Below are 22,966 nucleotides of genomic sequence, written 5' to 3'. Positions count from 1 at the left end.
CCTTGCGGGTCCCGCAGATGGGGCAGCTCCAGTCCTCGGGAATCGACTCAAAGGGCGTGCCGGCCGCGATGCCTGAATCGGGGTCCCCTTGGGCGGGGTCGTAGATCACACCGCAGACCTTGCAGATCCAGCGCCCTGCGGTGGGCGTTGCCCTGTTGTCTCCATTGCCGGCGCCGGTGAGGGACTGCAGAGCCTGGCTGTAGCGGCCGGCGTGGTGCTGCTCAACGGGGGCCAGCAGTCCGAAGTTGCGAGCGGCGGTTCTGAAGACGCCGGTGTGCTCTTTGGATTCATCGATCTGTTCGTTGAATTCCGCCACGGCTCCCTGGTCGCGGTCCCGCTGCGCCTGGGCGGCGAACTCGGGGTACATCACCTCGAACTCGTAGGTCTCCCCTTCAATGGCCAGCTCGAGGCAGCGCGCCAGTAGTGCGTCCTTGGCGTCCTGGCTCAGGGCCTCAGGGTTCTCCACCACCAATTCGGGGTGCAGCAGGCGGAAGTGGGCAAAGGCGTGCTCGGTTTCCTGCTGGGCGGTCTCCCGGAACAGCCGCGCCAGTTCGCCATGGCCGAGTTGCTTGGCCAGATCGGCGAAAAACAAGTACTTGCGGTTGGCCATGCTCTCGCCGCCAAAAGCCGCCTCGAGGTTCTGCAGGGTGCCGGGATTGCTGGTGTTCATCGACTCGCATCAACTGCGGACAGCATAAGCGCTAAGTCGTAGTCGTTATGAGTACGGGATAGGTTTTGAGTATTTCTGCTTAGGTCTCATTGCGGCCGAGTCCTTCTTTATTTGTCCATTGCCGTCTGGAATCCTGCGGCGGGGCTGCCGGGTTGGTCCCCTTCTGGTTAGATCTGGGGTAAGCGCGTCTTGATTCAGCGGCCATGGGCCATCACCAGGTATTGATCGTGGGCGGCGGCGCCGCTGGAATCACGGTGGCGGCTCGCCTGAAGAAGGCCCGTCCGGCCTTGGACATCGCGATCCTTGAGCCCTCGAGCGATCACTACTACCAACCGGGTTGGACGCTGGTCGGTGGCGGGGTCTTCAGCCTGGAGCAGACCCGCCGCAACGAGGCCAGCCTGATTCCCGCGGGTGTCACCTGGATCCGTGAGTCCGCTTCGGGCTTCACCCCCGAGAGCAACAGCGTCAGCACCAGCGCTGGTCAAACCCTGACCTACGACGCCCTGGTGGTGGCCACCGGGATGAAGCTCAACTGGGAGGCCATCAAGGGCTTGCCTGAGGCCCTGGGCAAAGGCGGGGTCTGTAGCAACTACTCCAAGGATTTCGCTGCTTACACCTGGGAGTGCATCCAGAACTTCAAGGGCGGCAACGCGGTCTTCACCTGCGCGCCCATGCCGATCAAGTGCCCCGGTGCGCCGCAAAAGATCGCCTACCTGGCCGATGACGCGATCAAGCGCGATCCCGCGATAGCGGCCAAGAGCAAGGTCATCTACGCCACGGCCACCCCTGGAATCTTTGGCGTCCCCACCTATGCCGCGCCCCTGCGGGAGGTGGTGGCCCGCAAGGGCATCGATGCCCGCTACTCCCACACCCTGATCGAGGTCAGGCCGGCGAGCAAAGAGGCGGTCTTCAAGGTCAGCAAAGAGGGCGAGGAGCCCCGCGAGGAGGTCATCAACTACGAGCTTCTGCACGTCACCCCGCCGATGGCGGCCCCGGATGTCGTGGCCCAGAGCCCCCTGGCTGCCGCTAGTGGCTTTGTCGAGGTGGGCAAGCACAACCTCCAGCACGTGCGCTTCCCCAACGTCTTTGCCATCGGTGATGTGGGCGGCATGCCCAACTCCAAGACCGCCGCCGCGGTGCGCGGTCAGGCCCCGGTCCTGGTGACCAACCTGCTGGCTCAGCTTGAGGGCGGCCAGGGTCAGGGGTCCTACGACGGCTACAGCTGCTGCCCGCTGATCACCGGCTACGGCAAGACGATCATGGCCGAGTTCAACTACGAGCAGCAGCCCACCCCCTCCTTCCCCCTGGATCCCACCAAGGAGCGCTGGAGCATGTGGATCATGAAGAGCGTGGTGCTGCCCTGGGTCTATTGGAACCGGATGCTCAAAGGCGGTGACCACGAGCGCCGCTTCATCCCTGGCGTGAAGTAGTGGCTGACGTTCTCGTCCTGAGCGCCAGCAATGGCGAAAACCTCAAGCTGGCCGAGCGCTTTGCGGCGGCGGCCCAGAACCAAGGCTGCAGTGCTGAGGTGCTGGATCTCACCGCCGTTGACCTGCCGCTCTTCACGCCCCGCGCCCAGGAGCAGGGCCCCCCGGCCGCTCTCGCCGGGCTGCAGCAGAAGCTGATGGACACCCCCCGCTGGGTGATCTGCGCTCCGGAATACAACGGCTCGATCCCGCCGGTGCTGACCAGCGCCATCGCCTGGCTGTCGGTGCAGGGCAGCGACTTCCGGGCCCTCTTCAATGGCCGGCCCGTTGTGATCGCGACCCACTCGGGCGGCGGTGGCTACACGGTGATGACCGCCCTGCGGCTGCAATTGGCGCACTTGGGCGCCCACGTCGTGGGTCGTCAGCTGGTGAGCAACGGCAGCCACCCGGCCAAGGACGACAGCATCGCGGACCTGCTCGCCAGACTGCAGCGGCTTCAAGCCCCCGAGTAATGCCCCCGCTGTTGCGTCCTGCAGCTGAGCGTTTCCATAGCCAGCTCGATTGGCTCGACAGCTGGCACAGCTTCTCCTTCTCCAGTCACTACGACCCGGCCTGGATGGGCTTCGGTCCGCTGCGGGTCATCAATGACGACGTCATTGCCGCCGGCAAGGGCTTTGGCATGCACCCGCACCGGGACATGGAGATCATCACGGTGATGGTCGAGGGGGAGCTGCACCACCGCGACTCCATGGGCCATGCCGAGGTGCTGCGGGCCGGGGAGGTGCAGCGCATGAGCGCTGGCACTGGTGTGGTCCACAGCGAGGTCAATGGCGGCCAGGCCCCCTGCCGCCTGCTGCAGATCTGGATTGAACCCGCCTCAGCGGGGATCCCCCCTGACTACGAACAGAAGCCCTTCGCTTTGGCCGAGGGCTGGACGCCCCTGATCGACCCCCAGGCCGCTGATGGGGCTATGGCGATTCATCGGTCCGTGCGGCTCTGGCGCGCCCAGGTCCCAGCGGGGACCGTGCTGGCCTGGCCGGCCTCCGAGCGCTGCGCCAGTTGGCTGCAGATCATCACGGGTGGCTTGGCCCTGCCCCAGCCCTTGGCCCGGGGTGATGGCCTGGGACTGGCTGCCGGCGAGGCTCCGGCTTCTGTTCAGGCTGGAGCCGATGGGGTGGATCTGCTGCTGTTTGAGCTGAGCTAGCGGACTACCAGAAGCTGTGTCCTGCGCTGCCGCACGGCTGCGCCGTTGCCGCCAGGCTTGGGCTGATGACACTCCTCCATTCCTTCCCCGTGGAATTCCGCTTGACGGACCGTGGCGGTGAACCCCATCCAGTCCTCGATGACTGCTTTGAGAGCCTTGAGCTCGCCCAAAGCGCGGCCCTGACCTGGCTGGTCCATCAAGGGCTGATCGATCCTGCGATCCCCTCAGAACTGCAGGATCAACTGATCACTCAGTTCATTGGCCTGGAGCGCCGGACCCCCAGTGGCGACTGGCGCACCCTGCGCTAGCGGACCTGCTGTCGCCGATGATGGTGTCACTTTGATACCGAAGTGGCCATGCCAAGCGCTGAGCGTTTTGCTGCCCTGCAGACCATTCAGCGGCGCAAGCCCGCTGCGGTGACTAAGCCTTCGGCCCTGCACGAGATCTGGGCCGATGACGTCTTCACCCTGGCTCGGATGAAGGAGGCCCTGCCTCGCCAGGTGTTCAAGTCGCTTCAGAAAACCATCCGTGAAGGTGGTGCGATCGACCCGTCCATCGCCGACTCCGTGGCGAACGCCATGAAGGACTGGGCGACCAGCCGCGGCGCCCTCTACTACTCCCACGTCTTCTATCCGCTCACCAACCTGACCGCGGAGAAGCACGACGGCTTCATCACCCCCAAGAGTGATGGCCGTGCCATCACCGCTTTCACCGGCAAGTTGCTGGTGCAGGGTGAGCCCGACGGTTCCTCCTTCCCCAACGGTGGCCTGCGCTCCACCTTCGAGGCCCGCGGCTACACCGCCTGGGATGCCACCAGCCCCGCCTGGCTGATGCGCACGCCCAACGGCGTCACCCTCTGCATCCCGACGGTCTTTGTCTCTTGGACCGGTGAGGCCCTGGACAAGAAGACTCCGCTGCTGCGCTCCAATGCCGCGGTCAACCGCCAGGCCAAGCGGGTGCTGCAACTGCTGGGCGAGACCGAGATCGCCCCGATCAACTCCAGCTGCGGCGCCGAGCAGGAGTACTTCCTGGTGGATAACGCCCTGATGGCGCTCCGCCCGGACCTGCAGCTCTCGGGCCGCAGCCTCTTTGGTGCTCCCCCGGCCAAGGGGCAGCAGTTCGATGACCACTACTTCGGCGCCATCCCCGAGCGGGTTCAGGTGTTCATGCAGGACGTGGAGGACCAGCTCTACCGCCTGGGCGTTCCCGCCAAGACCCGCCACAACGAGGTGGCTCCGGGCCAGTTCGAGATCGCTCCGGTGCACGAGGCGGCCAACGTGGCCACCGATCACCAGCAGCTGATCATGACCGTGCTCAAGAGCACGGCCAAGAAGCATGGCTTCACTTGCCTACTGCACGAGAAGCCCTTCGCCGGCGTCAACGGCAGCGGCAAGCACGTCAACTGGTCGATCGGCAACAGCACCCAGGGCAACCTGCTGGATCCCGGTCACACCCCCCACGAGAACATGCAGTTCCTGCTGTTCTGCGGGGCTGTGATCCGCGGCGTGCACCAGTACGGCCCGCTGATGCGTGCGGCGATTGCAACCGCCAGCAATGACCACCGCCTGGGCGCCAACGAAGCACCTCCGGCGATCATCTCCGTCTACCTCGGCAGCCAGCTCGAGGACGTCTTCAACCAGATCAAGGGCGGCCAGCTCAAGAGCTCGGCCACCGGCGGAATGATGCGCCTGGGCATCGACAGCCTGCCGGAGTTCCCCAAGGACGCCGGCGACCGCAACCGCACCTCACCCTTCGCCTTCACCGGCAACCGCTTCGAGTTCCGCGCCGTGGGCTCCGGCCAGTCCGTGGCTGGTCCCTTGGTGGTCCTCAACACGGTGCTGGCCGATTCCCTGGCCTGGATCGCCGATCAGCTGGAGGCCCGCACGGCTAAGGGCGAGAGCGTCGAGAAGGCCAGCATGGCTGTGCTGCAGCAGATCACCCAGGAGAACGGCAACGTGATCTTTGGCGGCGACGGCTACTCCAGCGAGTGGCATGAGCTGGCCGTCAAGGAGCGAGGTTTGGAGAACCTGCGCACCACCGCTGATGCCCTGCCGGTGCTGCAGCGTCCCGCCATTCGCGACCTCTTCTCCCGCCACAACGTGCTCAGCCCCGTTGAGCTGGAGAGCCGCTACGAGGTCTATGCCGAGCAGTACTGCCTGGCGATCGAGGTGGAGGCCCGCCTGGCCGTGCGGATCGCCCGCACCCAGCTCTATCCCGCCGTCAGCGCCTACCTCGGCGAGCTGGCTGGATCGCTGCAGGAGCAGGAGGCCATCGGCCTGAATCCCTCCAAGGCGCTCGCTCAGCAAATCGCTGGCCTGAATCAGCAGCTGCTGGACCGTGCCGCCGCCCTGGAGACCGCCCTGGGCAATGCGCCCCACGGCGCCGAGGCCCACATGCGTCACTGCGCCGACCAGCTGATGGTCCGCATGGGTGAACTGCGGGAGGCCGCCGATGCCCTGGAGGGTCTGGTGGATGACACCGCCTGGCCGCTGCCCACCTACCAGGAGATGCTCTTCGTCCGCTGATTTGAGCTATCGCTAGGGCTAGCTCGATGCCCCCGCGATGCAGCCGCTCCTCACCCCTGCTTACGTCTCAAGCGGGGGTGAGGTTGTTGCTGCACTCGAGACCGACGCGAAGCGGGGGCTCTCCCCTGCGGAAGTGCAACGGCGCGTCCATCAAGTCGGTACGAATCGCCTGAGCCCTGAACCGCTGAAGCCGTTGTGGCTTCGGTTCCTTCAGCAGTTCGACAATCCCCTACTGATCACCCTCCTGCTCGTCGGGGCCGTCAAGCTCGCGATGGGTGATCCGCAGGATGCCTTGGTGATCATCAGCGTCACCGTGATCAATGCGGTGATCGGCACCGTTCAGGAAGGCAAAGCCGAGAGCGCGATCGCGGCTTTAGCCGACAGCGTCCGCACCGATGTCTTGGTGCTCCGAGATGGCGCTGCCCTGCAGCTGGATTCCGAGGCGTTGGTGCCTGGTGATGTCGTGCAGCTCGAGGCTGGCTGCAAGGTTCCAGCGGATCTGCGGCTGCTGCAGGTCCGCTCCTTGCGCACCGATGAATCTGCCCTGACTGGGGAGTCAGTGCCCGTCGAGAAATCCACCGGAGCGTTGCAGCTAGAGGCTCCCCTCGCTGAGCGCAGTTGCATGGCCTACGCCGGGAGTTTTGTCACCGCAGGGCAGGGCACAGGCGTTGTGGTGACCACTGGCGATGCCACGGAGGTGGGGCAGATCTCGGTGGCCCTGAATCAGGCGGTCAGCCTCTCCACTCCCTTAACCCGCAAGTTGGTGGGCTTCAGTCGCACGCTGCTGCGACTGATCGTTCTGCTCGCGATCTTCACCTTTGTCGTGGGTCTGGCGAAGGGACGAGATTGGGCTGAGATGTTCGATGGCGCCGTGGCCCTCGCCGTGGGTGCCATCCCAGAGGAACTCCCGGCGATTGTCACGATCATCCTGGCCATTGGCGTCCATCGGATGGCCAAACGCAGCGCGATCATCCGCAAGTTGCCTGCCGTGGAGACGCTCGGCAGTACAACCGTGATCTGCTCAGACAAGACAGGGACGCTCACCCAGAACCGGATGACGGTCGAGCATGTCTATGCCGCCGGCATTCTCCAGCCACTGCGTGACCTCTGGCCCATGGACGATGCGGGCAAGGGAGTCAATCTCGCTCTTCAGGAGACCCTGCTGGCCGGCTTGTTGTGCAACGACGCACAGGCCGGTAGCGATGACCAATGGGTAGGCGATCCCACCGAAACGGCTCTGCTGGCGGCCGCACATTCCGTTGGGATGAACCATCGCTCAGCCCATGACCAGCACCCGCGGCGCGATGTGATTCCGTTCGAGTCCGAACGGCAATACATGGCGACCCTGCACGGCAGTGAGCGCATCTTGCTGAAGGGATCCGTGGAGGCTGTTCTGCAGCGCTGCAGTCATGCGTTGGACGCGCAGGGGCAGCGTTGCGTGCTCAATGCCGAGGCGATTCAGGCGGCGGTCTCCGCCATGGCGGGCCAAGGCGAGCGGGTCTTGGCGTTTGCCATTGGTCGTGGTGCACAGCAGCAGCGGCTTGAGCACCACCACCTCAACGGCGATTTCACCTTTCTTGGCCTCCAAGGAATGCAGGACCCGCCGCGACCGGAGGCGATCCAAGCGGTTGCCGCCTGCAGGGCCGCTGGGGTCAAGGTGAAATTGATCACCGGCGATCACATTCAAACGGCCATCGCCATTGCTCGGTTGATGGGAATTGGCTCCCCTGGAGAGGTTCAGGCCATGGATGGATCGGCCTTGGCAGCCCTGAGCTCCGACGCCCTGGCGGAGGTGGTGGATTCCGTCGATGTCTTTGCCCGTGTTGCCCCAGCCCAGAAACTTCAGCTGGTTGAGGCACTGCAGGCCAACGGCGAAGTGGTGGCCATGACCGGCGATGGCGTCAACGATGCGCCCGCTCTGAAGCAAGCGGACATCGGCATCGCCATGGGACGCAGTGGGACGGAGGTGGCCCGTCAGGCCGCCGACATGCTGCTGACCGATGACAACTTCGCCACGATCGAGGCGGCCGTGGAAGAAGGTCGCGGGGTCTACCTCAACTTGAGGAAGACCCTGGCCTTTGTCCTTCCGGTGAATGGCGGCGCCTCCATGACGATCCTGATGGCGGGTCTGCTGGGGACCCCCTTGCCCGTCAGTGCATTGCAGGTGCTTTGGCTGAACATGATTTGTTCACTGACCATGTCCATCGCCCTGGCCTTTGAACCGCTGAGCCCCGCGTTGATGAACCAGGCGCCGCGACAGCCGGAAGAGCCCCTCTTGAACCCGGCATTAATACGACGCGTGATCCTGGTCTCCCTCTTCAATTGGTGTGTGATCTTCGGGCTGTTCTTCTGGGCTCAGCATCAGTTCGGTGATCTTCCGTTGGCCCGGACGATGGCGGTGCAGGGTTTGGTGCTGTCGCACTTGGTTTATCTCGTGGCCATTAGCCACTGGCGCCAGGTCTGGCCGTTCCGCTTGCGGGATCTGCGCCAGGCACCTGCCGTCCCCCTGGGAGTGATGGCCACGTTCGCCCTGCAAGGGCTCTTCAGTCAGGCCGGTTGGATGAATGCCTTCTTCGGTACAAGCCCGCTGAATGGCTCGCAGTTGGCGGTTTGCGCCTTGCCGATGCTGTTGATGATTCCGGTGACGCGTTGTGCCGAGTGGTTGGATCCCATGGAGCGACGGTCCCCCGCCACCTTGGGTTGATCAATCGCTCGGCTGCTCGTGCATCACTTCAAAGCGATCCCGCGGCTTCTCTGGCGGTGAGGTTGTTGGCTCCCCTTTCAGGGGGCAGAACTGATCAACAGTGGGGATATTGACGTCGTAGTGCTTGAACACCTCCCGAAGCCGGGCCGCACAGTGCTCGTTGCAGTTCGGCCCGCCGTAATGGGGGCAGACCTCGATCCAGCGTTCGTCTTGGAGGTTGTCGGACATCCCAGGTCGTCCATGTCCTGACGGCTGATCACACTCTGGCTCCAACCCCCGGGCTTGGCTATGCAAAGCGCGTGACGCTGGCCTGTCTTGATCCTTAGGGCTGAAGGTTTGCCCCGGCCAAGGCGTTCCAGCGACCGTCCCGTAGTGGTCCTTGCCTGTTGGTCCACACCCGTTGTGCCAAGGGCCCGGTGATGGCGCGTCCTCCTATCAGTCCCGTGCGGAGGATGCGCTGATGGCCAAGCCAATGGCCCTGCCTCGCTTCCGCCTGCTGAAGCTGCTGCATCTGGCTGACCTCTGCCCGCCGGCGTGTCTCAATGGCCTGTGCTGCTCCATCGAGGTCACTGGAGCGCTCCAGCAGCAACTCAGCCGCCACCAGGCTGTCCCGCAACGCCAGGTTGATGCCTTGGGCACGAACCGGACTCATCGGGTGGGCGGCATCTCCAAGCAGCAGCAATCCCGGTTGCTGCCAGCGCTCCGCCATGCCCACCTGAACCTTGAAGCGCACGGGGGCGCTCAGCCTCTCCCCCCGCTCCTGCAGCAGATGGGCCAGGGGCTCCGGTGCCAGCGCCGCCAACCGCTCTGCCCACTCCTGCGGGGTGAGGGACTCTGCGCTGTCCTGGGGCTCGAGCAACCAGGCCAGTTGCAGATCCCCTGAGGCGTTGAGGCAGGCACTGCCGATGCGGCCGCCGGCCACGAGGGTCTGGAAACCCCAGACGCAGTCGCTGGGGATCGGTCCAGGCAGCGCAAACCAGAGCAACTCCAGTGGACTGCCCGAGTGGCGCAGTGGAATTCCGGCCTGTTGACGCAGCAGTGAACCGCGGCCATCGCAGCCGATGACCAGATCCGCCTGCAGCGCCTCGGCGTTGCTGAGCTCGACGCCACTGATGCGCCCATCGCACCGGAGGAGCCGGCGGACAGCCTGGCCTGGTCTCCAGCGCAGCGTCGGGCAGCGCAGGGCGCGCTCGAGCAGTGCCTCCAGCAGGCTCTGCTGAGGTACGAGCCGGCAGGGTTGCAGCGACCCCAGGGGTTCTGCCACCTGGAAAAGGCGCTGGCGCTCGAGCCAGACGCTCCATCCCTCCAGGGGCCGCTGCGGCAGCTGCTCCAGCAGCGGCAGCAGTCCCATTCGGGCCAGGGCCTCCAGGCCGCTGGGCATCAGGGCATCGCCGCGGAACTGCCGGCTAAAGCGTTCACTGGCTTCGATCAGCTCGACCTGCGCTCCGCCTTCGGCGAGCTGGAGCGCCAGGCTCAATCCAGCGGGCCCCGCTCCAACAACGATGAACCGGGGCAAGAGGGTCACTCAGCCGTCAGCAGCCTGAACCCAGTGAAGAACAGGGAGATCCCGAAGAGAGTTCCCACGGCCCAGAGGCTGTCGCTGGGCCATTCCGCCACGAGCAGTCCCCCCAGCAGGGCCGTGATCAGGCCATCGGCGAGCACTAGGCCGCGGGCCTGGGCCTGGCTGGCGGCGGCCGAGGCCAGCTCCATCACCCCCTCAAAGATCAGCAGCAGTCCGGCAAAGAGGGTCAGGCTGATTTCACTCTCAACCGGGTAGGCCACGACCCAGATGCCCGCCACGACATAGAAGAGACCCGAGAGCCCGCGAAAGACCTTGCCCTTGGTGTCCTCGGCTTGGCCGAGGCGCAGCAGTTGGCTGACCCCAGCCACCGCCGCGATCACCCCGATGCTCAAGGTCAGGGCCGTGGCCGAAATGAAGGGCAGCGCGATCGAGGTCGCACCCGCCAGAGCCAGCAGAACGGCGGCGATGCGGCGCTGGTTTTTGGGGTCCACAGCAGGACTACGAAATCATCCGAACCCTAGAAACGTTTTCCCTATTTGCCTGCCCAGTTCTTAGGGTGCGGCCACTGTTGTGTGTGCAGCCCAGAGCCCCATGGCCGCGATCTTTAGCGATAACAGCCTCACGATCGGGCGCACCCCACTGGTTCAGCTCAACCGCATCACCGAGGGCTGCGGAGCGCGCGTGCTGGCCAAGATCGAGGGCCGCAATCCTGCCTATTCGGTGAAGTGCCGGATCGGTGCGGCGATGGTGGCGGCCGCCGAACGGGATGGTCTGCTGGGCCCCGGCAAGGAGCTGATTGAGCCCACCAGCGGCAACACCGGGATTGCCCTGGCGTTTGTGGCGGCCAGCAAGGGCATCAAGCTCACCTTGACCATGCCCGAAACGATGAGCCTGGAGCGGCGCAAGCTGCTGACGGCCTTTGGGGCACACCTCGAGCTCACCGAGGGCCGGCTGGGCATGACGGGGGCCGTGAACCGGGCCAAGGAGATCGCCGCCAGCGATCCCGATCGCTACGTGCTGCTGCAGCAGTTCGTGAACCCGGCGAATCCTCAGATCCACCACGACACCACCGGCCCTGAGATCTGGAGCGATACCGACGGCAACGTCGACGTCTTCGTCTCCGGTGTTGGCACCGGCGGCACCCTGACCGGGGTGAGCCGCTACATCAAAAACACCCTGGCCAAGCCTCTGCACACGGTGGCGGTCGAGCCGATCAACAGCCCGGTGATCAGCCAGACCAAAGGGGGCCATGCCCTGCAACCCGGCCCCCACAAGATTCAGGGGATCGGTGCTGGTTTTGTTCCCGGCAACCTGGATCTGGCCATGGTCGATGCCGTCGAGCAGGTCAGCGATGAGGAGGCCGTCGAGATGGCCCGGCGCCTCGCCAAAGAAGAGGGGATCCTGGCCGGCATCAGCTGCGGGGCCGCCGCGGTGGCAGCCCTGCGCCTGGCCAAGGATCCAGCCCATGCCGGCAAGACGATCGTTGTGGTCCTCCCGGACTCCGGTGAGCGCTATCTCAGCTCGGTCCTGTTCGAGGGGATCTTCAACGAGCGCGGTCTGCCGATCGCCTGATCAGTCCGCCATCGGTGTGACGCCCTGCAGCCGGTCGTTGAGCTGCATGGCCATGGACTGACGGCCAACCGCCAGGACCTTGAGGGTGTCCTCGTGCATGCGCAGTTGGGCATCGGCCACCTGCATGCCGCGCACCAGCTCCTTGACCTCCTCAGGCAGGGTGTTGAGGTCGTAGCGCTTCCCCTCAAAGGTCAGGACGGGGGGGATCTGGGCGGCGGAGTCGGTCACGACACAAGGCGGTAGACCGGGTCACCTTACGGGTCTTTCTTGCTCTCTGCCGCTGCAATTTGCTTGGGCAGGGGCCGCAGCGGTCGCTTGAAAAAGAACATCAGCAGCTGCCCGACCTGGGTGGTGGTGGTGAGCTCCCAGCCCTCCTTCCCCAGCAGGTTCAGGAAGTGCTGCAGTTGCTCAGCGGGGTGCTTCGGGGCGGCCTTGGCCTTGGCCTGCTGCTCCGGTCCGTACTGCTGGGGGAACTCCCGGCTGATGAACTCCGGGCTGAGCTTCCCGCCCATCCGCTCACTGGCCACCTTTGGGTCTGGGGGCGCCGGGGGATTGTTGTTGTCCACATTGATGTGGATGACCCGGTATTCCCAGACGGGCATCTCACCGAGTGGCTTGGCGGTGGGGCCCTGGTCCGTCATGGGACCAGGTTAAGCACCGCGAATCAGCTGGCGCTCGCAGAGGTCGCGGTAGCGGCCAGGGCGGCTGATCAGTAGGTCGTGGTTGCCCTGATCGACGATCTTGCCGTTCTCGAGCACCAGGATCGAATCGGCCTCCTGCACGGTGGAGAGGCGGTGGGCAATCACCAGAACCGTGCGGCCCTGCATGGCCTGATCGAGGCCCCTCTGCACGGCTTCTTCTGCTTCGGCATCGAGGGCGCTGGTGGCCTCATCCAGCAGCAGCACCGCCGGGTTGCCGAGCACCGCCCGGGCAATGGCCAGCCGTTGCAGTTGGCCGCCGGAGAAGTTGCTGCCCCGCTCCTCGACGCGGGCGTCGTAACCGCCGGGAAGGGCCTCGATGAAACCGTCGGCATTGGCGAGGCGTGCGGCCGCTTGGATCTGCTCCCGGGTGGCCGGCCGGCCAAAGGCGATCGCTTCGGCGACCGTGCCAGAGAAGACAGCGCTCTGTTGAGGCACCAGCGCCACGGCCGTGCGCAGCTCAGCGGCCTTGAGGTCCGCCAGGTTGCGCCCATCCAGCAGCACCTGACCGCCCTGGGCGGTGTTGAAGCGCAGCAGTAGGGAAAAGAGGGTGCTCTTGCCTGCCCCCGAGGGACCGACCAGGGCCACGACCTGGCCAGGTTTGACCTGGAGCGAGAGGTTCTTCAGAACGGGCTGCTGCGGGTCGTAGCCAAAACTCACCTGCTCGAGCAGCAGCTCGCCAGCGACGCGCCCCAGGGGTTGGGCGTCCGGGCGATCGGGTTGCTCGACCGCTTCCCGCTCGATCTCCCGCAGGCGCTTGAGGGAGGCCTGGCCCTGTTGGAACTCGTTGAAGTTGGTGGTCAGGTGGCTGATCGGGTCGATCAGCATCAGCAGGGCGGCGACGTAGCTGCTGAAGCCCTGTCCATCAAGGTCACCGCTTTGGATGCGGGCGGCGCCCATGAGCAGCACCGCCAGGATGCCCGCGGCCTCCAGGAAGCCCACGACGGGGTACTGCAGGGCCAGCAGCTTCTGGGTGCGGTAGCGGGCCTTGCGATGCAGATCGATCTCAACTTCAAAGCGCTGCTGCAGCCAGGGCTCAGCGGCAAAGGCCCGCACCAGGGGGAGTCCGGAGATCGCTTCTCCCAGCAGGGAGGCCAATTCGCTGACTTGTTTTTGACTCTTTTCTGCGGCGCCCATGACCTTGGCGCCAAAGACGCTCACCAGCACGGCCACCAAGGGGGCCAGCAGCAGGGTGCCGATGGAGAGCTTCCAGTCCAGCCAGACCATGTAGCCGAAGACCACCACCAGCTGCAGCACCGAGGGGGTGGTGTCCTGGATCGTCTTGTAAATGACCTCGCCCACCCGATCGGCGTCTTCTGTCAGGCGGTAGGTCAGGTCGCCGGCAGAGAGCTTCTCGAGCACTCCGAAATCCAGACGTTGGAGCCGCGCGAACAGCCGGCGGCGCAGTTCCTGGCTGACCTGCAGAGCCGGTCCCGCCAGCAGGGTGTCCTGACCAAACTGTGCGATCTTCTGCAGCATGAAGACCGTCAGGGCCAGGCCGATGACCTGCAGCACCCGGTTGAAGTCACCGGCTCCGATCGCGGGAATCAGCTGACCGGCCAACCAGGCCAGGAGCGGCCAGCAGACCACAAAGACGAGCATGCAGGCCCCACCCGCGATCAGCGCGGGACGGTGGGGCTTCAGCAGCGGCAGCAGGCGCCGGAAGCCGGCCGATGAGGGTGCAAGCATCGGGGCAAGCTATCAGCGCTTTTTAAAACGACTGCCGTTGGAAGAAAGGGTCGCTGGTCGTTGTATCGACGCAAGCTGGTCGAGCTGCTGGACTACGGCTTTGACTGATTGGTTCTTGATCTGGCTGGCTCCACTCGTTCAGGCTCGTCTGCCATGCACAGTCGCTTCGCATGGCTGATGGTGTCGTTGAGCTCTCTGGCCATCTCTTCGGCATTCTTCGGCTTTGCCAAAAGAAAGCCCTGAAAGCCATCACATCCCAGTCGCTTGAGTTGCTGGAGTTGTTGGATCGACTCAACTCCTTCGGCTAGGGATTTCAATCCGAGTCCATGGGCGAGTTGGGTTGTGGCCCGAACAATCGAATAATCATTAGGGTCTTGCTCCATATCTCTCACAAAGCTCTTGTCGATTTTGAATCCTTTGAGTGGCAGTCTCTGCAACGATTTCAGATTGGAAAAACCTGTGCCAAAATCATCAACCCAAAGACAAACCCCTAGCTTTTGAAGCCTTTGAAGGCGTATGGCTGCGTCATGGGGATTTTTGAGCAATGCAGTTTCTGTGAGTTCTAGCTCGATGCGACTGGGGGAAAGCCCTTCCAGGTGACAGATTTCGGTTATTAACTCATCGAGCGGCTCAGCATCGGGGTTGAGTTGTTCGGCTGAAACGTTGATTGATAGTTTTGGGATGTTGATGTTGTTGCGCTGCCACTCGGCGAATTGTTGAACCGCATTCTTTAGGGCCCAGCTACCAATGTCTTCGATTAATCCACTCTGCTCGGCGACAGGGATAAATCGTTTACATGGAATAAAGGCTTCCCCGTGACGGTCCCACCGAAGCAGTGCTTCTGCTCCCATGAGGCTGCCTCTCTGATCAAACTGCAGCTGATAGTGAAGTTCGAGTTCATTCCTTTCAATGGCAGTCGAGAGCTTTTGCTCGAGGTCAAGGGCCTCGCGAATCGTCGCGCTGAGGGATTCTGAATACACCTGAACTTTTCCTGGCCCGCGTCTTTGGGCAGCGGCAAGAGCTGTTCTGGCGGATTGAATCGGATCGTCATCGGCTGTTGTGATGCCAGGCCAAGTGCTGATCCCAATGCAGGCACTGAGGTGTATTGATGGCAGCTTTTCTAGGCTCCTCGAAGTTAATCGAAGCCCCTTCTGTAACCGTTTGCCATGCTGGATGGCGTCCTGAGTGCTCTGGATTCCGTCTGTCTGAATGATGACAAAGCTGTCGCTTTCGAGCCTTGCAAGCCAGTCTTCCGGGGTGATCTGATCGCGAAGATGTCTCGCTATCCAGACTAAAAGTCTGTTTCCATTGGCGATTCCAAACGTGTCATTGATCTCTTGGAAGTGATCGATGTCTAGGCAGGTGACTGTGATCCTGGTGTTTTTGCTGACTCCACTGATGACGTCACGGATGAGCTCACTGATGTAGATGTCTGTTGCTGCGCGATTGGGTAGACAGGTCAGTCTGTCTGTTTGGATTGGCTCGAATCTTTCGCCTTTGGTGCTTTGAACTCCTGGGCACTCCTGCAGGGTCCCGATGGAGTAGAGAGGGCGTCCTTTGTTGTCATAGCTTGTAAAGCAGCGATGATCGACGAAGCACTCATCGCCATCCTTCAAGCGAAGTCGATGCCTGATTCGGCCGGCTTGTCCGCTCAATTGCGATTGCTGGAGTTCCGTTCGCACTCGCTCTCGATCTTCTTTGGCGACGACAGCGAGTAACTGGTCCATGGTCTGCCCACCTCCTTCCTCCGAGCGAAGAATCTGACAGAGCTGCGGCGACCAGAGCATCGACCCATCGCCACCATGCTTCTGGAGCCAGGAGCCAAGTTTGAGGTGGTACTCGGCATTCAGTAGCAGCTGAAGAATGGCCTCTGGATCACTGACTGCTTTGGACAGAAGGCACTACGGACCAACTCTTCAGCTCAACCCTAGTCACAGATCTGAGTGAGATCTGCTTCGAGTGAAAGGCTTTTTTCTCAGGCTTGGCCACTAGGTTGAACTTGGCCTCAGGCTGCCCCTTTGGATGTCTCGGAGATCCCTTCCTGGCCTACTGCTGGCTTCCTGCCTTGTCTGGTTCGTCGGATCTTGCGCTTCACGTCGCCCCTCCGTTGATGTCCCTGTCTCGAGTTGGCCTGGTTATGAGTACTTTTATTTGGCTCACGAGTTGGGGTTTGACCGGGTCGAGGGTATTGAGATCTTTCCTCGGCAGTATCCAGACCCTCAATCCATTGTTCATGCTTATCTCAGGGCAGAACTTCCGATAGCACAATTAACCACTATCGAGTTGGTTGAGCTTTGTGCTCGAGTGCCTGAGCGATGCCCGGTTGTCATCTTGGTTCTGGATGAGTCAGTCGAGGCTGATCAGATTATTTCTGTACCGTCACTGCTCTCAATTCGAGATCTAAAGGGGAAGTCGATTGCCGTTTCGCGCTCCAACTTTGGACCGTTTGTCCTCGGTCGGGCACTTCAGCTTCATGGTTTATCGCTCAGTGAGATCAAGATGCGCAAGATGGAACTTGGGTTGATGCCAAAAGCCTTGTTCACTGGCTCTGTCGATGCGGCAGTACTGCCCTCTCCCTCTAGCTGCGTCATTTTAAGAGGCGCTCCCTTACGCCCACTCTTCAATAGTGCAGTCATTCCGGGGGAGATCCTGACTGTCTTGGTGGTTGAAAAAAACTTTCTCAAACTCAACCAAAACAGCGTTGTTTCCCTGTTGAGGTCTTGGTCTGCAGCCCATGCTGAAGCCAGGCTAAGGCCTCAGAGAGCCCTTCCACTACTGGCTGAACGGGAACGCCTGAGCGTCGATGAGTTTCGTGCAGCGGAACAGGGTCTGCGTTATTTCAGCTTGTCTGATCAGGTCGAAATGCTACAGCCTGAGGGACGGGTCGCTCGCAATATTGAAGCGGTGCGTGATTTGCAAGAGAAACTGCAGCTCATTCCGCGAGGCTCGATCATACCGAAGGTGACTTCTACGTATGTAGAAGCGGCACAATGAGTCACCTCCGATCAGTCCAGCGACTGGTTCCCTCAACCAAGGGTCTTCTGCATCAACGGGTGAATCAGGAATTGATCTTCCTGTCCCTGCTTGTGACCGCTTTGGGATCTTGCCTCTTGGTTGGGGTTAGCGGATTTCTGGTTGTGCATGCCGCCATGAGAGAGGCAGAACTCCAGGCACGCTCCATTGAGCACGACCTTGTTCGTAGCGTCACCAGTTATCAACCCGTCGAGGAAGTCCAGCGAGAGCTCCAGCTCAAAGCCGCTTCTAGAGGCTTGCACTCGGCTGTTCTTCTCGGTCCAGGTGGAAGAGTCATTGCCGCGAATGACAACACGATGCTGGGCAGTTCAGTCTTTGGCCTCAGCTGGTGGACAAGGCTTGGAGAAAACTCGAGTGATTTGTTGACGTGCCTTCGTCCAGCCGATGCGGCTGCCGCTTGCCATTCTGTTCAACCGGTTAATCAGTTTCTAGGACTCATCCCTGCCTTTGGCGGTGAGCGACTGGTCCACATTGCCCCGACTCCCTTGGCGATTGAGGGGCGGCCTGATCTGGGGACCCGTGGGCTATTGGTTCTCGAGCTTGATCTGTCTCCAGTGACTCAGCGCTGGTCCCGTTGGATTGCGCTCGTTTTTCTTGCAGGTTTTGCACCACTCTTTCTGACGGAAACGGCGCTGGTGTTCTTTTTGCGTCGCCGCCTTTTGCCAGAGTTATTGGGATTGGCTCAAGTCGATTCTTTGTCTGGCGTTTTTAATCGTCGTTCCTTTTTTGAGATGGCTACCCAGCAGATTGGACAGTTCAACCAAAATCACTGCCTATGTGTTGTCGCTTTGATTGATATCGATCGTTTTAAATCGATTAACGATACCTATGGTCACCCCGCCGGGGACGAAGTGATCTGTCAGTTATCCACACTCTTTCGTGACGTGATTCCCTCTGGCGATCTGATTGGTCGCCTCGGAGGCGATGAATTTGCTGTTCTGATGCTGGAGTCCGCTGAAGAAGCGGCTGCTGTTCTGGAGTCCTTGCGCCGTCAGGTTGCAGCCCGTTCCTGGCGGCTGAATGACGGGTCTCTTGTCCAGTTCACATTGTCGATCGGCATGGCGGATTCACGTTTGGCACGGGTCTGCAACATCGATGAGCTCTTGGCTGCTGCAGACGTGGGTCTCTATGCGGCTAAAGGCAATGGTGGAAACAACCTGGTTCCACCAAACGAGGCGGGGACTCAGGGTTGGACAATGCAACTGGCATGAGTTGACAGCGTGACCACACCCCTGGGGACCTCCGAGCCCATTCGCCTGGATCAATTTCTGAAATGGCAAGGCTTGGTCTTCACAGGCGGTGAAGCCAAGCAGCGCATTCAAGGCGGGGAGGTCCGGGTCAATGGCTTCCAGGAGACCCAGCGTGGTCGGAAGCTGAAAGCCGGCGACCGGGTCGAGTTCGCTGGTCAGACAGTTCTCGTACCTCAGCAGCTCGACCTTCGCTGAGGACCCCAGACCTTAGGTTGGATCGCTAGTCGACCTATGAACGCAGTGCGGAAGGCTGTCATCGCGGGCAATTGGAAGATGCATATGACCTGCGCTGAAGCGCAGGCCTTTGCTGAGAGCTTCAAGCCTCTGGTGGCCGGCCTTCCTAGCGATCGTGAGGTGGTTCTGGCGCCTCCTTTTACGGCCATCGCCAGCTTGAGCAGTTCCCTGGCGGGCAGTGGGATACGGATTGCGGCTCAGAACATCCACTGGCAAGAGAAGGGCGCCTTTACGGGGATGGTCTCTGCCGGCATGCTCCTCGAGCATGGAGTGAGTCACGCCATTGTTGGCCACAGTGAGCCACGCAAGTACTACAGCGAGACTGACGAGCAAATCAATCTTCGGGCCCGTAGTGCCCAGAAGCACTGCATCACCCCGATCCTGTGCGTTGGCGAGAGCGATTCGCAGCGGGAGGCAGGGGAAGCAGAGAAGGTGATCCGCCGCCAGGTGCAGCAAGGGGTGGATGGCTTGGATCACAGCCGATTGATCATTGCCTACGAACCGATTTGGGCCATTGGCACGGGCAAAACCTGTGAAGCGGCTGAAGCCAATCGGATCTGCGGACTGATTCGAGACTGGGTTGGTTATTCCGACGTGGTGGTGCAGTACGGCGGTTCTGTGAATCCAGGAACGATTGACCAGTTGATGGCCCAGAGCGATATCGACGGCGTTCTCGTGGGTGGGGCTTCCCTGGATCCAGAGGGCTTCGCTCGCATTGCGAACTACCAGCCGGTCTGATGGCAAGGCCCTTGGGCCAACCAACCCAGGTGATGGGGGTGATCAATCTCACCCCCGATTCCTTCAGTGACGGTGGTCGCTTTCGCTCTCCAGACCAGGCCTTGCGGCAGGCCAAGACATTGGTCAAAGCAGGTGTGGGGGTTTTGGATCTTGGCGCCCAAAGCACCCGTCCTGGTGCAGAGGATGTCGGCGGTGTAGAGGAGCTCAATCGCCTCCTCCCCAGTCTCCAGGCGATTCGATCAGCCTTCCCGCCGGGATTGGGTCAGCCGCTGATCTCGGTGGACACGTATCGGGCCTGCGTCGCCCAGCGAGCCATTGAAGCTGGAGCGGATTGGATCAACGACATCAGCGGCGGCGTTCGGGATCCCGATTTGTTGGCTGTTGTCGCCGCAGCGGACTGCCCCTATGTGCTGATGCACTCCCGAGGGGACAGCCACTCCATGGATTCGTTGACGGACTACGGCCCTGAGGGTGTGATTGCTGGCGTTCTCAGGGAGCTGCGGCATGCCACCGAGCGCGCTCTTGCTGCGGGTGTTCGCATGGAGCGCTTGATTTGGGATCCAGGCTTGGGGTTTGCCAAAACCACTGAACAGAATCTTGAGCTGCTCAAGGGACTTGAGCAGCTCAAGGCTGATGGCATCCCGCTTCTCGTGGGGCCTTCGCGCAAGCGCTTTATCGGAGCTGTTTTGGATGAGCCCCGCCCTAAGGCTCGACTCTGGGGTACTGCAGCTGTCGTTGCCCGTTGCGTCGCGGCTGGTGTGGATGTGGTCCGTGTTCACGATGGAGCGGCCATTGTCCAGGTGGCACGCATGGCGGATGCGCTTTGGGCTTAACTCGCGAATTCAATCTCGCCGGCTGGTGTGAGTTGAGCCTCACTAAAGAACTTGGCCATCTGCTCTGAAATCACCCCTTGGTTGGCCAGGATCTCTCCAAGTCGCTTGCCATTCATCCGCTGGCTGGCCAGGGCTTGATTGAGTCTGTCCTCGCTGATGAGCTCTAGCTCTTTCAGGCGCTCTCCGAGGCGCTGGTCATTGAAGCCTCGATCGGCATAGAGCGACGGATTAATCAGTAATTCCAGCATCGGCCCAGAGACTTTGAGATTCAGCCTGAGGAATTCACCCAAACGCTGGTTGGCAGCAAATGGTTGGTAATCCAAAAGGAGTTGCTCGAGTTCGTCCAGATCGATCACTCCTGCACTGACCAACTTTTGGCCAAGGGGCTTCGTCTGAAAGAAGTCTTTCTCGGCCTCAGCATCGAGTAGGGCTGCTTCGAGTTCTCCTTCGATCACAGTTGGGCTCTGAAAGGTTTCTTGAATCCAGGGGTCATTCTGGAGAAAGTCCAGTAGATCCCCTGGCTTGACACACAACGAGCCAAAGTGCTGTTCGACTAACTCCTCAACAAAAGCTATCTCGGTCGCCGGACCGATCACCTGAAAGGGTATGGACTGTCCTTGTCCATTGGCGATCAATTCCACTTGATTGCGCTCAGTGGAGAGCTGAAAACGAAACACGAGCCGGTCCTCACCGCTTTGCTTGGTTGTCCCGAAGACTAATCAGATTGAATCCTGTCGCCGGCTGATGAAGGGTGCTTGATGCTTGTGTTTCGAAAAGCGACGCGAAACGATTCCCTTTCTTAAGAGTTCCCCTGGCGCCTTCAGCGGGCTTGGAGCTGCATATGTTTTTGGCAGGCAATTTTGGGGGCACATGGTTTCGAGCCTTGATGAGGCGGTCCTTTCGCGCAAGAGCTTCCGGCATGTTCTCTCGGCATCGATTCGTCGCTGCAAACAGTCGCTGAATGCTGCACTTGACCTCTTGGAAGAAGCGATGTCCCATCGCTTCTTCCAGTCCTTGCGATACGTGCAGTGGTCGGATTACCAGCTCAAGCCCATCTTGGTGGCTTCAGTGCTGATCAATCTTCTCGAGCTTGCTTCCCCGCTCTACATCAATATCGTCTTCACTTCAGTCCTCCCCTCTGGCTCGATGTCGAGCTTGGTGGTCTTGAGCGTGGGTGTTGTGCTGTTGATGATCTTGGGGGGCTGGCTCAAAAGTGTGCGTCTGGTGTTGACCGGTGCTGATGGAGCTCGCGTCGAGCATCAGAAGCGGGTCGAGGCTGTGTCCCATTTCTTGCAGTTGGGACTGCCGGATTTCTTGGCACTATCCCCAGGTCGGCATTTGCAGCGTTTGAACAGCATCAATCTTCTGCGCGATGAGAGTGCTTTGCAGGCGCTGACCACTGCCATTGATTTGCTTTTCTCGCTGTTGTTTGTGGTCGTCTTGTTCTTGATCGCTGGCAGCGTTGGAGTGGTCGCTGTTCTCGCGATCATTGTCTACCTCTTTCGCGCTCTGGCCTTCGCTCGGGACTACGAGCGGCTCTCACGACGTCGGGATCAAACCGAGCTTGAGACCCGCACCTATCAAGACAAGTTGGTCGATGCCATGGATTTGATCAAATCCAATGGCCTTGGTTCGAAGTTCTTGGTGGCTAGTGAGCGCTTTCAAGAAGAGCAGGCCTATGACCGGATGCTGCACAACACCTTCGCTGGGCAGTACCAGGCTTTTGGTTCCTTGATGGGACAGATCACGTTTGCCGCTGGCGTCACCTGGGGTGCGCTGTTGGTCGTGAACGATCGTCTACTCGTCGGTGCCCTTGCTGCTGCTCTGCTGTTGCTTGGCAAGATCCTCGCCCCTTGGCAGCAAGCGATGGGGCTATGGAACAGCTATCGCCGCTTGAGCCTTTCGAGGGATGAATACGACGCACTGATGGCCTTGCCTGTCGAAGGTCCTGGGGGCAGCCGGCAGCTTCCATCTGGGGGTCTGCTCACCATTTCGCGGCACGGTTCTCCATTGGTCGAGGCGAAGAAAGGCTCTGTTGTGTTGCTTCGGGATCAGCGCTTTGGCGTTGATGTACGGCAGTTGTTTCTGGAGTTAATTCAGGTCAGCCCTAACCCTGAGTTGTCCCTGGATGGTGAGCCGATCGCGTCCTATCGACGCGTTGAGCTACGGGATGACATTGCTTACGTCGATCCATCCCGCGCTTTTTTCCAGGGGACGTTGCTGGAGAACATCACCTGTTTTCAGCCCAGTCGCCTGAGGCGAAAAGCCTTGTTCTGGTCCTTCCTGACTGGCTTGGATCACCAGGTTCGTGCCTTGCCCCACGGCTATGGAACAGCCATGGGTGGAACGCTTCCAACGGGCCTCTCGCGTGACGCTCAAGCCCTTGCGCACCTGGTGACGGCTCTGACTCGTAATCCTCACCTCCTGCTTCTTGATCTCAGTGATTGTTCCTACGGGAAGGCTTTTATCGATGGACTCACACGGGCCCTTCACCGCTGTCACGGCCACTTAACCGTGTTGATTGCGGGTCGGGGGTTGGTGCTCTCCGGGCTTGCTGATCAACAACTCGATCTCCAATCCGCCCTGCAGGAGGCCAGGTCATGACTTTGTCCCGCAATGGCTCTGAATCCAGCAGTCCCGCTCAGTTGATTCGCGACCTGACGCTCAGTCCCGAAGCTCCGTTGGCCTTTTGCCTGCGACTGTTGTTGCAGCAGTTGATGTGGATGGGACGGTCAGAGCAGCTGTTTGAGCTGTTTGGTCCTGATCCCCGTCAGATGGACCTGGTGGAAGCCCGGAACCTGCTGTTGCGGTTGGGCTACGGCAGCACCCAGGAGCGTCTTCAGAGCTGGGATCAGTTACAGGGTTAC

The 22,966-nt window shown here is 61.2% G+C and carries 22 protein-coding genes and 1 pseudogene; 14 read left to right on the top strand and 9 right to left on the bottom strand.

Translation table 11 applies throughout. From position 1 onward, the window contains the following. Positions 1-670: rubrerythrin family protein (locus QZ184_RS04160; protein WP_296418299.1), on the bottom strand; the 670-nt coding region annotated here is incomplete at its 3' end. 203 nt (positions 671-873) lie between these two features. Here QZ184_RS04160 and QZ184_RS04155 point away from each other — a divergent pair. The 6 genes from QZ184_RS04155 to QZ184_RS04130 all read left to right on the top strand — a co-directional run bounded on the left by QZ184_RS04155 (position 874) and on the right by QZ184_RS04130 (position 8,530). Next, positions 874-2,100 (top strand): FAD/NAD(P)-binding oxidoreductase, encoded by a 1,227-nt coding sequence (locus QZ184_RS04155; RefSeq protein WP_296418297.1) that lies wholly within the window; start codon positions 874-876, stop codon positions 2,098-2,100. Next, positions 2,100-2,609, top strand: a complete 510-nt coding sequence (locus tag QZ184_RS04150; protein WP_296418295.1) for an NAD(P)H-dependent oxidoreductase — start codon at positions 2,100-2,102, stop codon at positions 2,607-2,609. Before QZ184_RS04155 ends, QZ184_RS04150 begins: the two co-directional genes overlap by 1 nt. After that, positions 2,609-3,301, top strand: a complete 693-nt coding sequence (locus QZ184_RS04145; protein WP_296418293.1) for a pirin family protein — start codon at positions 2,609-2,611, stop codon at positions 3,299-3,301. The genes QZ184_RS04150 and QZ184_RS04145 overlap by 1 nt, the downstream gene beginning before the upstream one ends. 65 nt (positions 3,302-3,366) lie before the next feature. Next, entirely contained in the window at positions 3,367-3,609 is a 243-nt protein-coding gene (locus QZ184_RS04140) for a hypothetical protein (protein WP_247478852.1), read from the top strand. Between the two features lie 48 nt (positions 3,610-3,657). Then, positions 3,658-5,826 carry a glutamine synthetase III gene (locus tag QZ184_RS04135; protein ID WP_296418291.1) on the top strand — a complete coding sequence of 723 codons (2,169 nt, stop codon included), beginning with the start codon at positions 3,658-3,660 and terminating at the stop codon, positions 5,824-5,826. Positions 5,827-5,863: 37 nt separating this feature from the next. Next, entirely contained in the window at positions 5,864-8,530 is a 2,667-nt protein-coding gene (locus QZ184_RS04130) for an HAD-IC family P-type ATPase (protein WP_296418289.1), read from the top strand. Here the strand turns inward: QZ184_RS04130 and QZ184_RS04125 are convergent, their stop codons facing one another. From QZ184_RS04125 to QZ184_RS04115, 3 genes are all read right to left on the bottom strand, one after another. Beyond that, positions 8,531-8,758 carry a hypothetical protein gene (locus QZ184_RS04125; protein WP_296418287.1) on the bottom strand — a complete coding sequence of 76 codons (228 nt, stop codon included), beginning with the start codon at positions 8,756-8,758 and terminating at the stop codon, positions 8,531-8,533. It abuts the gene before it with no gap. A 94-nt stretch (positions 8,759-8,852) separates the two neighbouring features. After that, positions 8,853-10,055 (bottom strand): FAD-dependent monooxygenase, encoded by a 1,203-nt coding sequence (locus tag QZ184_RS04120; RefSeq protein WP_296418285.1) that lies wholly within the window; start codon positions 10,053-10,055, stop codon positions 8,853-8,855. Next, entirely contained in the window at positions 10,052-10,543 is a 492-nt protein-coding gene (locus tag QZ184_RS04115) for a DUF308 domain-containing protein (protein WP_296418282.1), read from the bottom strand. Before QZ184_RS04115 ends, QZ184_RS04120 begins: the two co-directional genes overlap by 4 nt. Positions 10,544-10,643: 100 nt before the next feature. Between QZ184_RS04115 and cysK the strand changes: the two genes are divergently transcribed. Next, positions 10,644-11,624, top strand: coding sequence for a cysteine synthase A (gene cysK, locus QZ184_RS04110; RefSeq protein WP_010317798.1), 981 nt, complete (start codon positions 10,644-10,646; stop codon positions 11,622-11,624). Here the strand turns inward: cysK and QZ184_RS04105 are convergent, their stop codons facing one another. The 4 genes from QZ184_RS04105 to QZ184_RS04090 all read right to left on the bottom strand — a co-directional run bounded on the left by QZ184_RS04105 (position 11,625) and on the right by QZ184_RS04090 (position 15,798). Beyond that, positions 11,625-11,852, bottom strand: a complete 228-nt coding sequence (locus QZ184_RS04105) for a DUF6447 family protein (RefSeq protein WP_010317799.1) — start codon at positions 11,850-11,852, stop codon at positions 11,625-11,627. A gap of 26 nt (positions 11,853-11,878) precedes the next feature. Beyond that, complete coding sequence (locus QZ184_RS04100; protein WP_247478847.1) at positions 11,879-12,265, bottom strand: hypothetical protein; 387 nt, start codon at positions 12,263-12,265, stop codon at positions 11,879-11,881. A 9-nt stretch (positions 12,266-12,274) separates the two neighbouring features. Further along, entirely contained in the window at positions 12,275-14,011 is a 1,737-nt protein-coding gene (locus tag QZ184_RS04095; RefSeq protein ID WP_247478846.1) for an ABC transporter ATP-binding protein, read from the bottom strand. Between the two features lie 92 nt (positions 14,012-14,103). Next, on the bottom strand, positions 14,104-15,798 hold the full coding sequence (locus QZ184_RS04090; RefSeq protein ID WP_296418279.1) for a GGDEF and EAL domain-containing protein: 1,695 nt from the start codon (positions 15,796-15,798) through the stop codon (positions 14,104-14,106). Positions 15,799-16,162: 364 nt separating this feature from the next. Between QZ184_RS04090 and QZ184_RS04085 the strand changes: the two genes are divergently transcribed. From QZ184_RS04085 to folP, 5 genes are read left to right on the top strand one after another with little or no spacing between them, the layout of a single operon-like run. Next, positions 16,163-17,005, top strand: coding sequence for an ABC transporter substrate-binding protein (locus QZ184_RS04085; RefSeq protein ID WP_296418277.1), 843 nt, complete (start codon positions 16,163-16,165; stop codon positions 17,003-17,005). A 59-nt stretch (positions 17,006-17,064) separates the two neighbouring features. Then, the gene (locus QZ184_RS04080; protein WP_296418275.1) at positions 17,065-18,255 is read left to right on the top strand and encodes a GGDEF domain-containing protein; all 1,191 of its coding nucleotides are present in this window, start codon (positions 17,065-17,067) and stop codon (positions 18,253-18,255) included. Positions 18,256-18,264: 9 nt separating this feature from the next. Further along, positions 18,265-18,489 (top strand): RNA-binding S4 domain-containing protein, encoded by a 225-nt coding sequence (locus tag QZ184_RS04075; protein ID WP_247478842.1) that lies wholly within the window; start codon positions 18,265-18,267, stop codon positions 18,487-18,489. 45 nt (positions 18,490-18,534) lie between these two features. After that, positions 18,535-19,266 (top strand): triose-phosphate isomerase, encoded by a 732-nt coding sequence (tpiA, locus tag QZ184_RS04070; protein ID WP_296418273.1) that lies wholly within the window; start codon positions 18,535-18,537, stop codon positions 19,264-19,266. Continuing rightward, positions 19,266-20,099, top strand: coding sequence for a dihydropteroate synthase (folP, locus tag QZ184_RS04065; protein ID WP_296416416.1), 834 nt, complete (start codon positions 19,266-19,268; stop codon positions 20,097-20,099). The genes tpiA and folP overlap by 1 nt, the downstream gene beginning before the upstream one ends. On the opposite strand, the gene QZ184_RS04060 is transcribed toward folP, so the two are convergent. Next, positions 20,096-20,776, bottom strand: coding sequence for a hypothetical protein (locus tag QZ184_RS04060; RefSeq protein ID WP_296418271.1), 681 nt, complete (start codon positions 20,774-20,776; stop codon positions 20,096-20,098). The two genes, folP and QZ184_RS04060, sit on opposite strands and share 4 nt — an antisense overlap. 193 nt (positions 20,777-20,969) lie before the next feature. Between QZ184_RS04060 and QZ184_RS04055 the strand changes: the two genes are divergently transcribed. Further along, on the top strand, positions 20,970-22,703 hold the full coding sequence (locus tag QZ184_RS04055) for an ABC transporter transmembrane domain-containing protein (protein WP_296418269.1): 1,734 nt from the start codon (positions 20,970-20,972) through the stop codon (positions 22,701-22,703). Beyond that, positions 22,700-22,966, top strand: a pseudogene (locus tag QZ184_RS04050) (ABC transporter ATP-binding protein); the annotation flags it as partial. The gene QZ184_RS04055 and the pseudogene QZ184_RS04050, both read left to right, overlap by 4 nt.

This window comes from Vulcanococcus sp. DEBay_Sum22DG08_74 (assembly GCF_017852955.1).
In the GTDB taxonomy this organism is placed as follows: Bacteria; Cyanobacteriota; Cyanobacteriia; order PCC-6307; family Cyanobiaceae; genus Vulcanococcus.
This window is presented reverse-complemented; position numbering and strand designations above follow the sequence as displayed.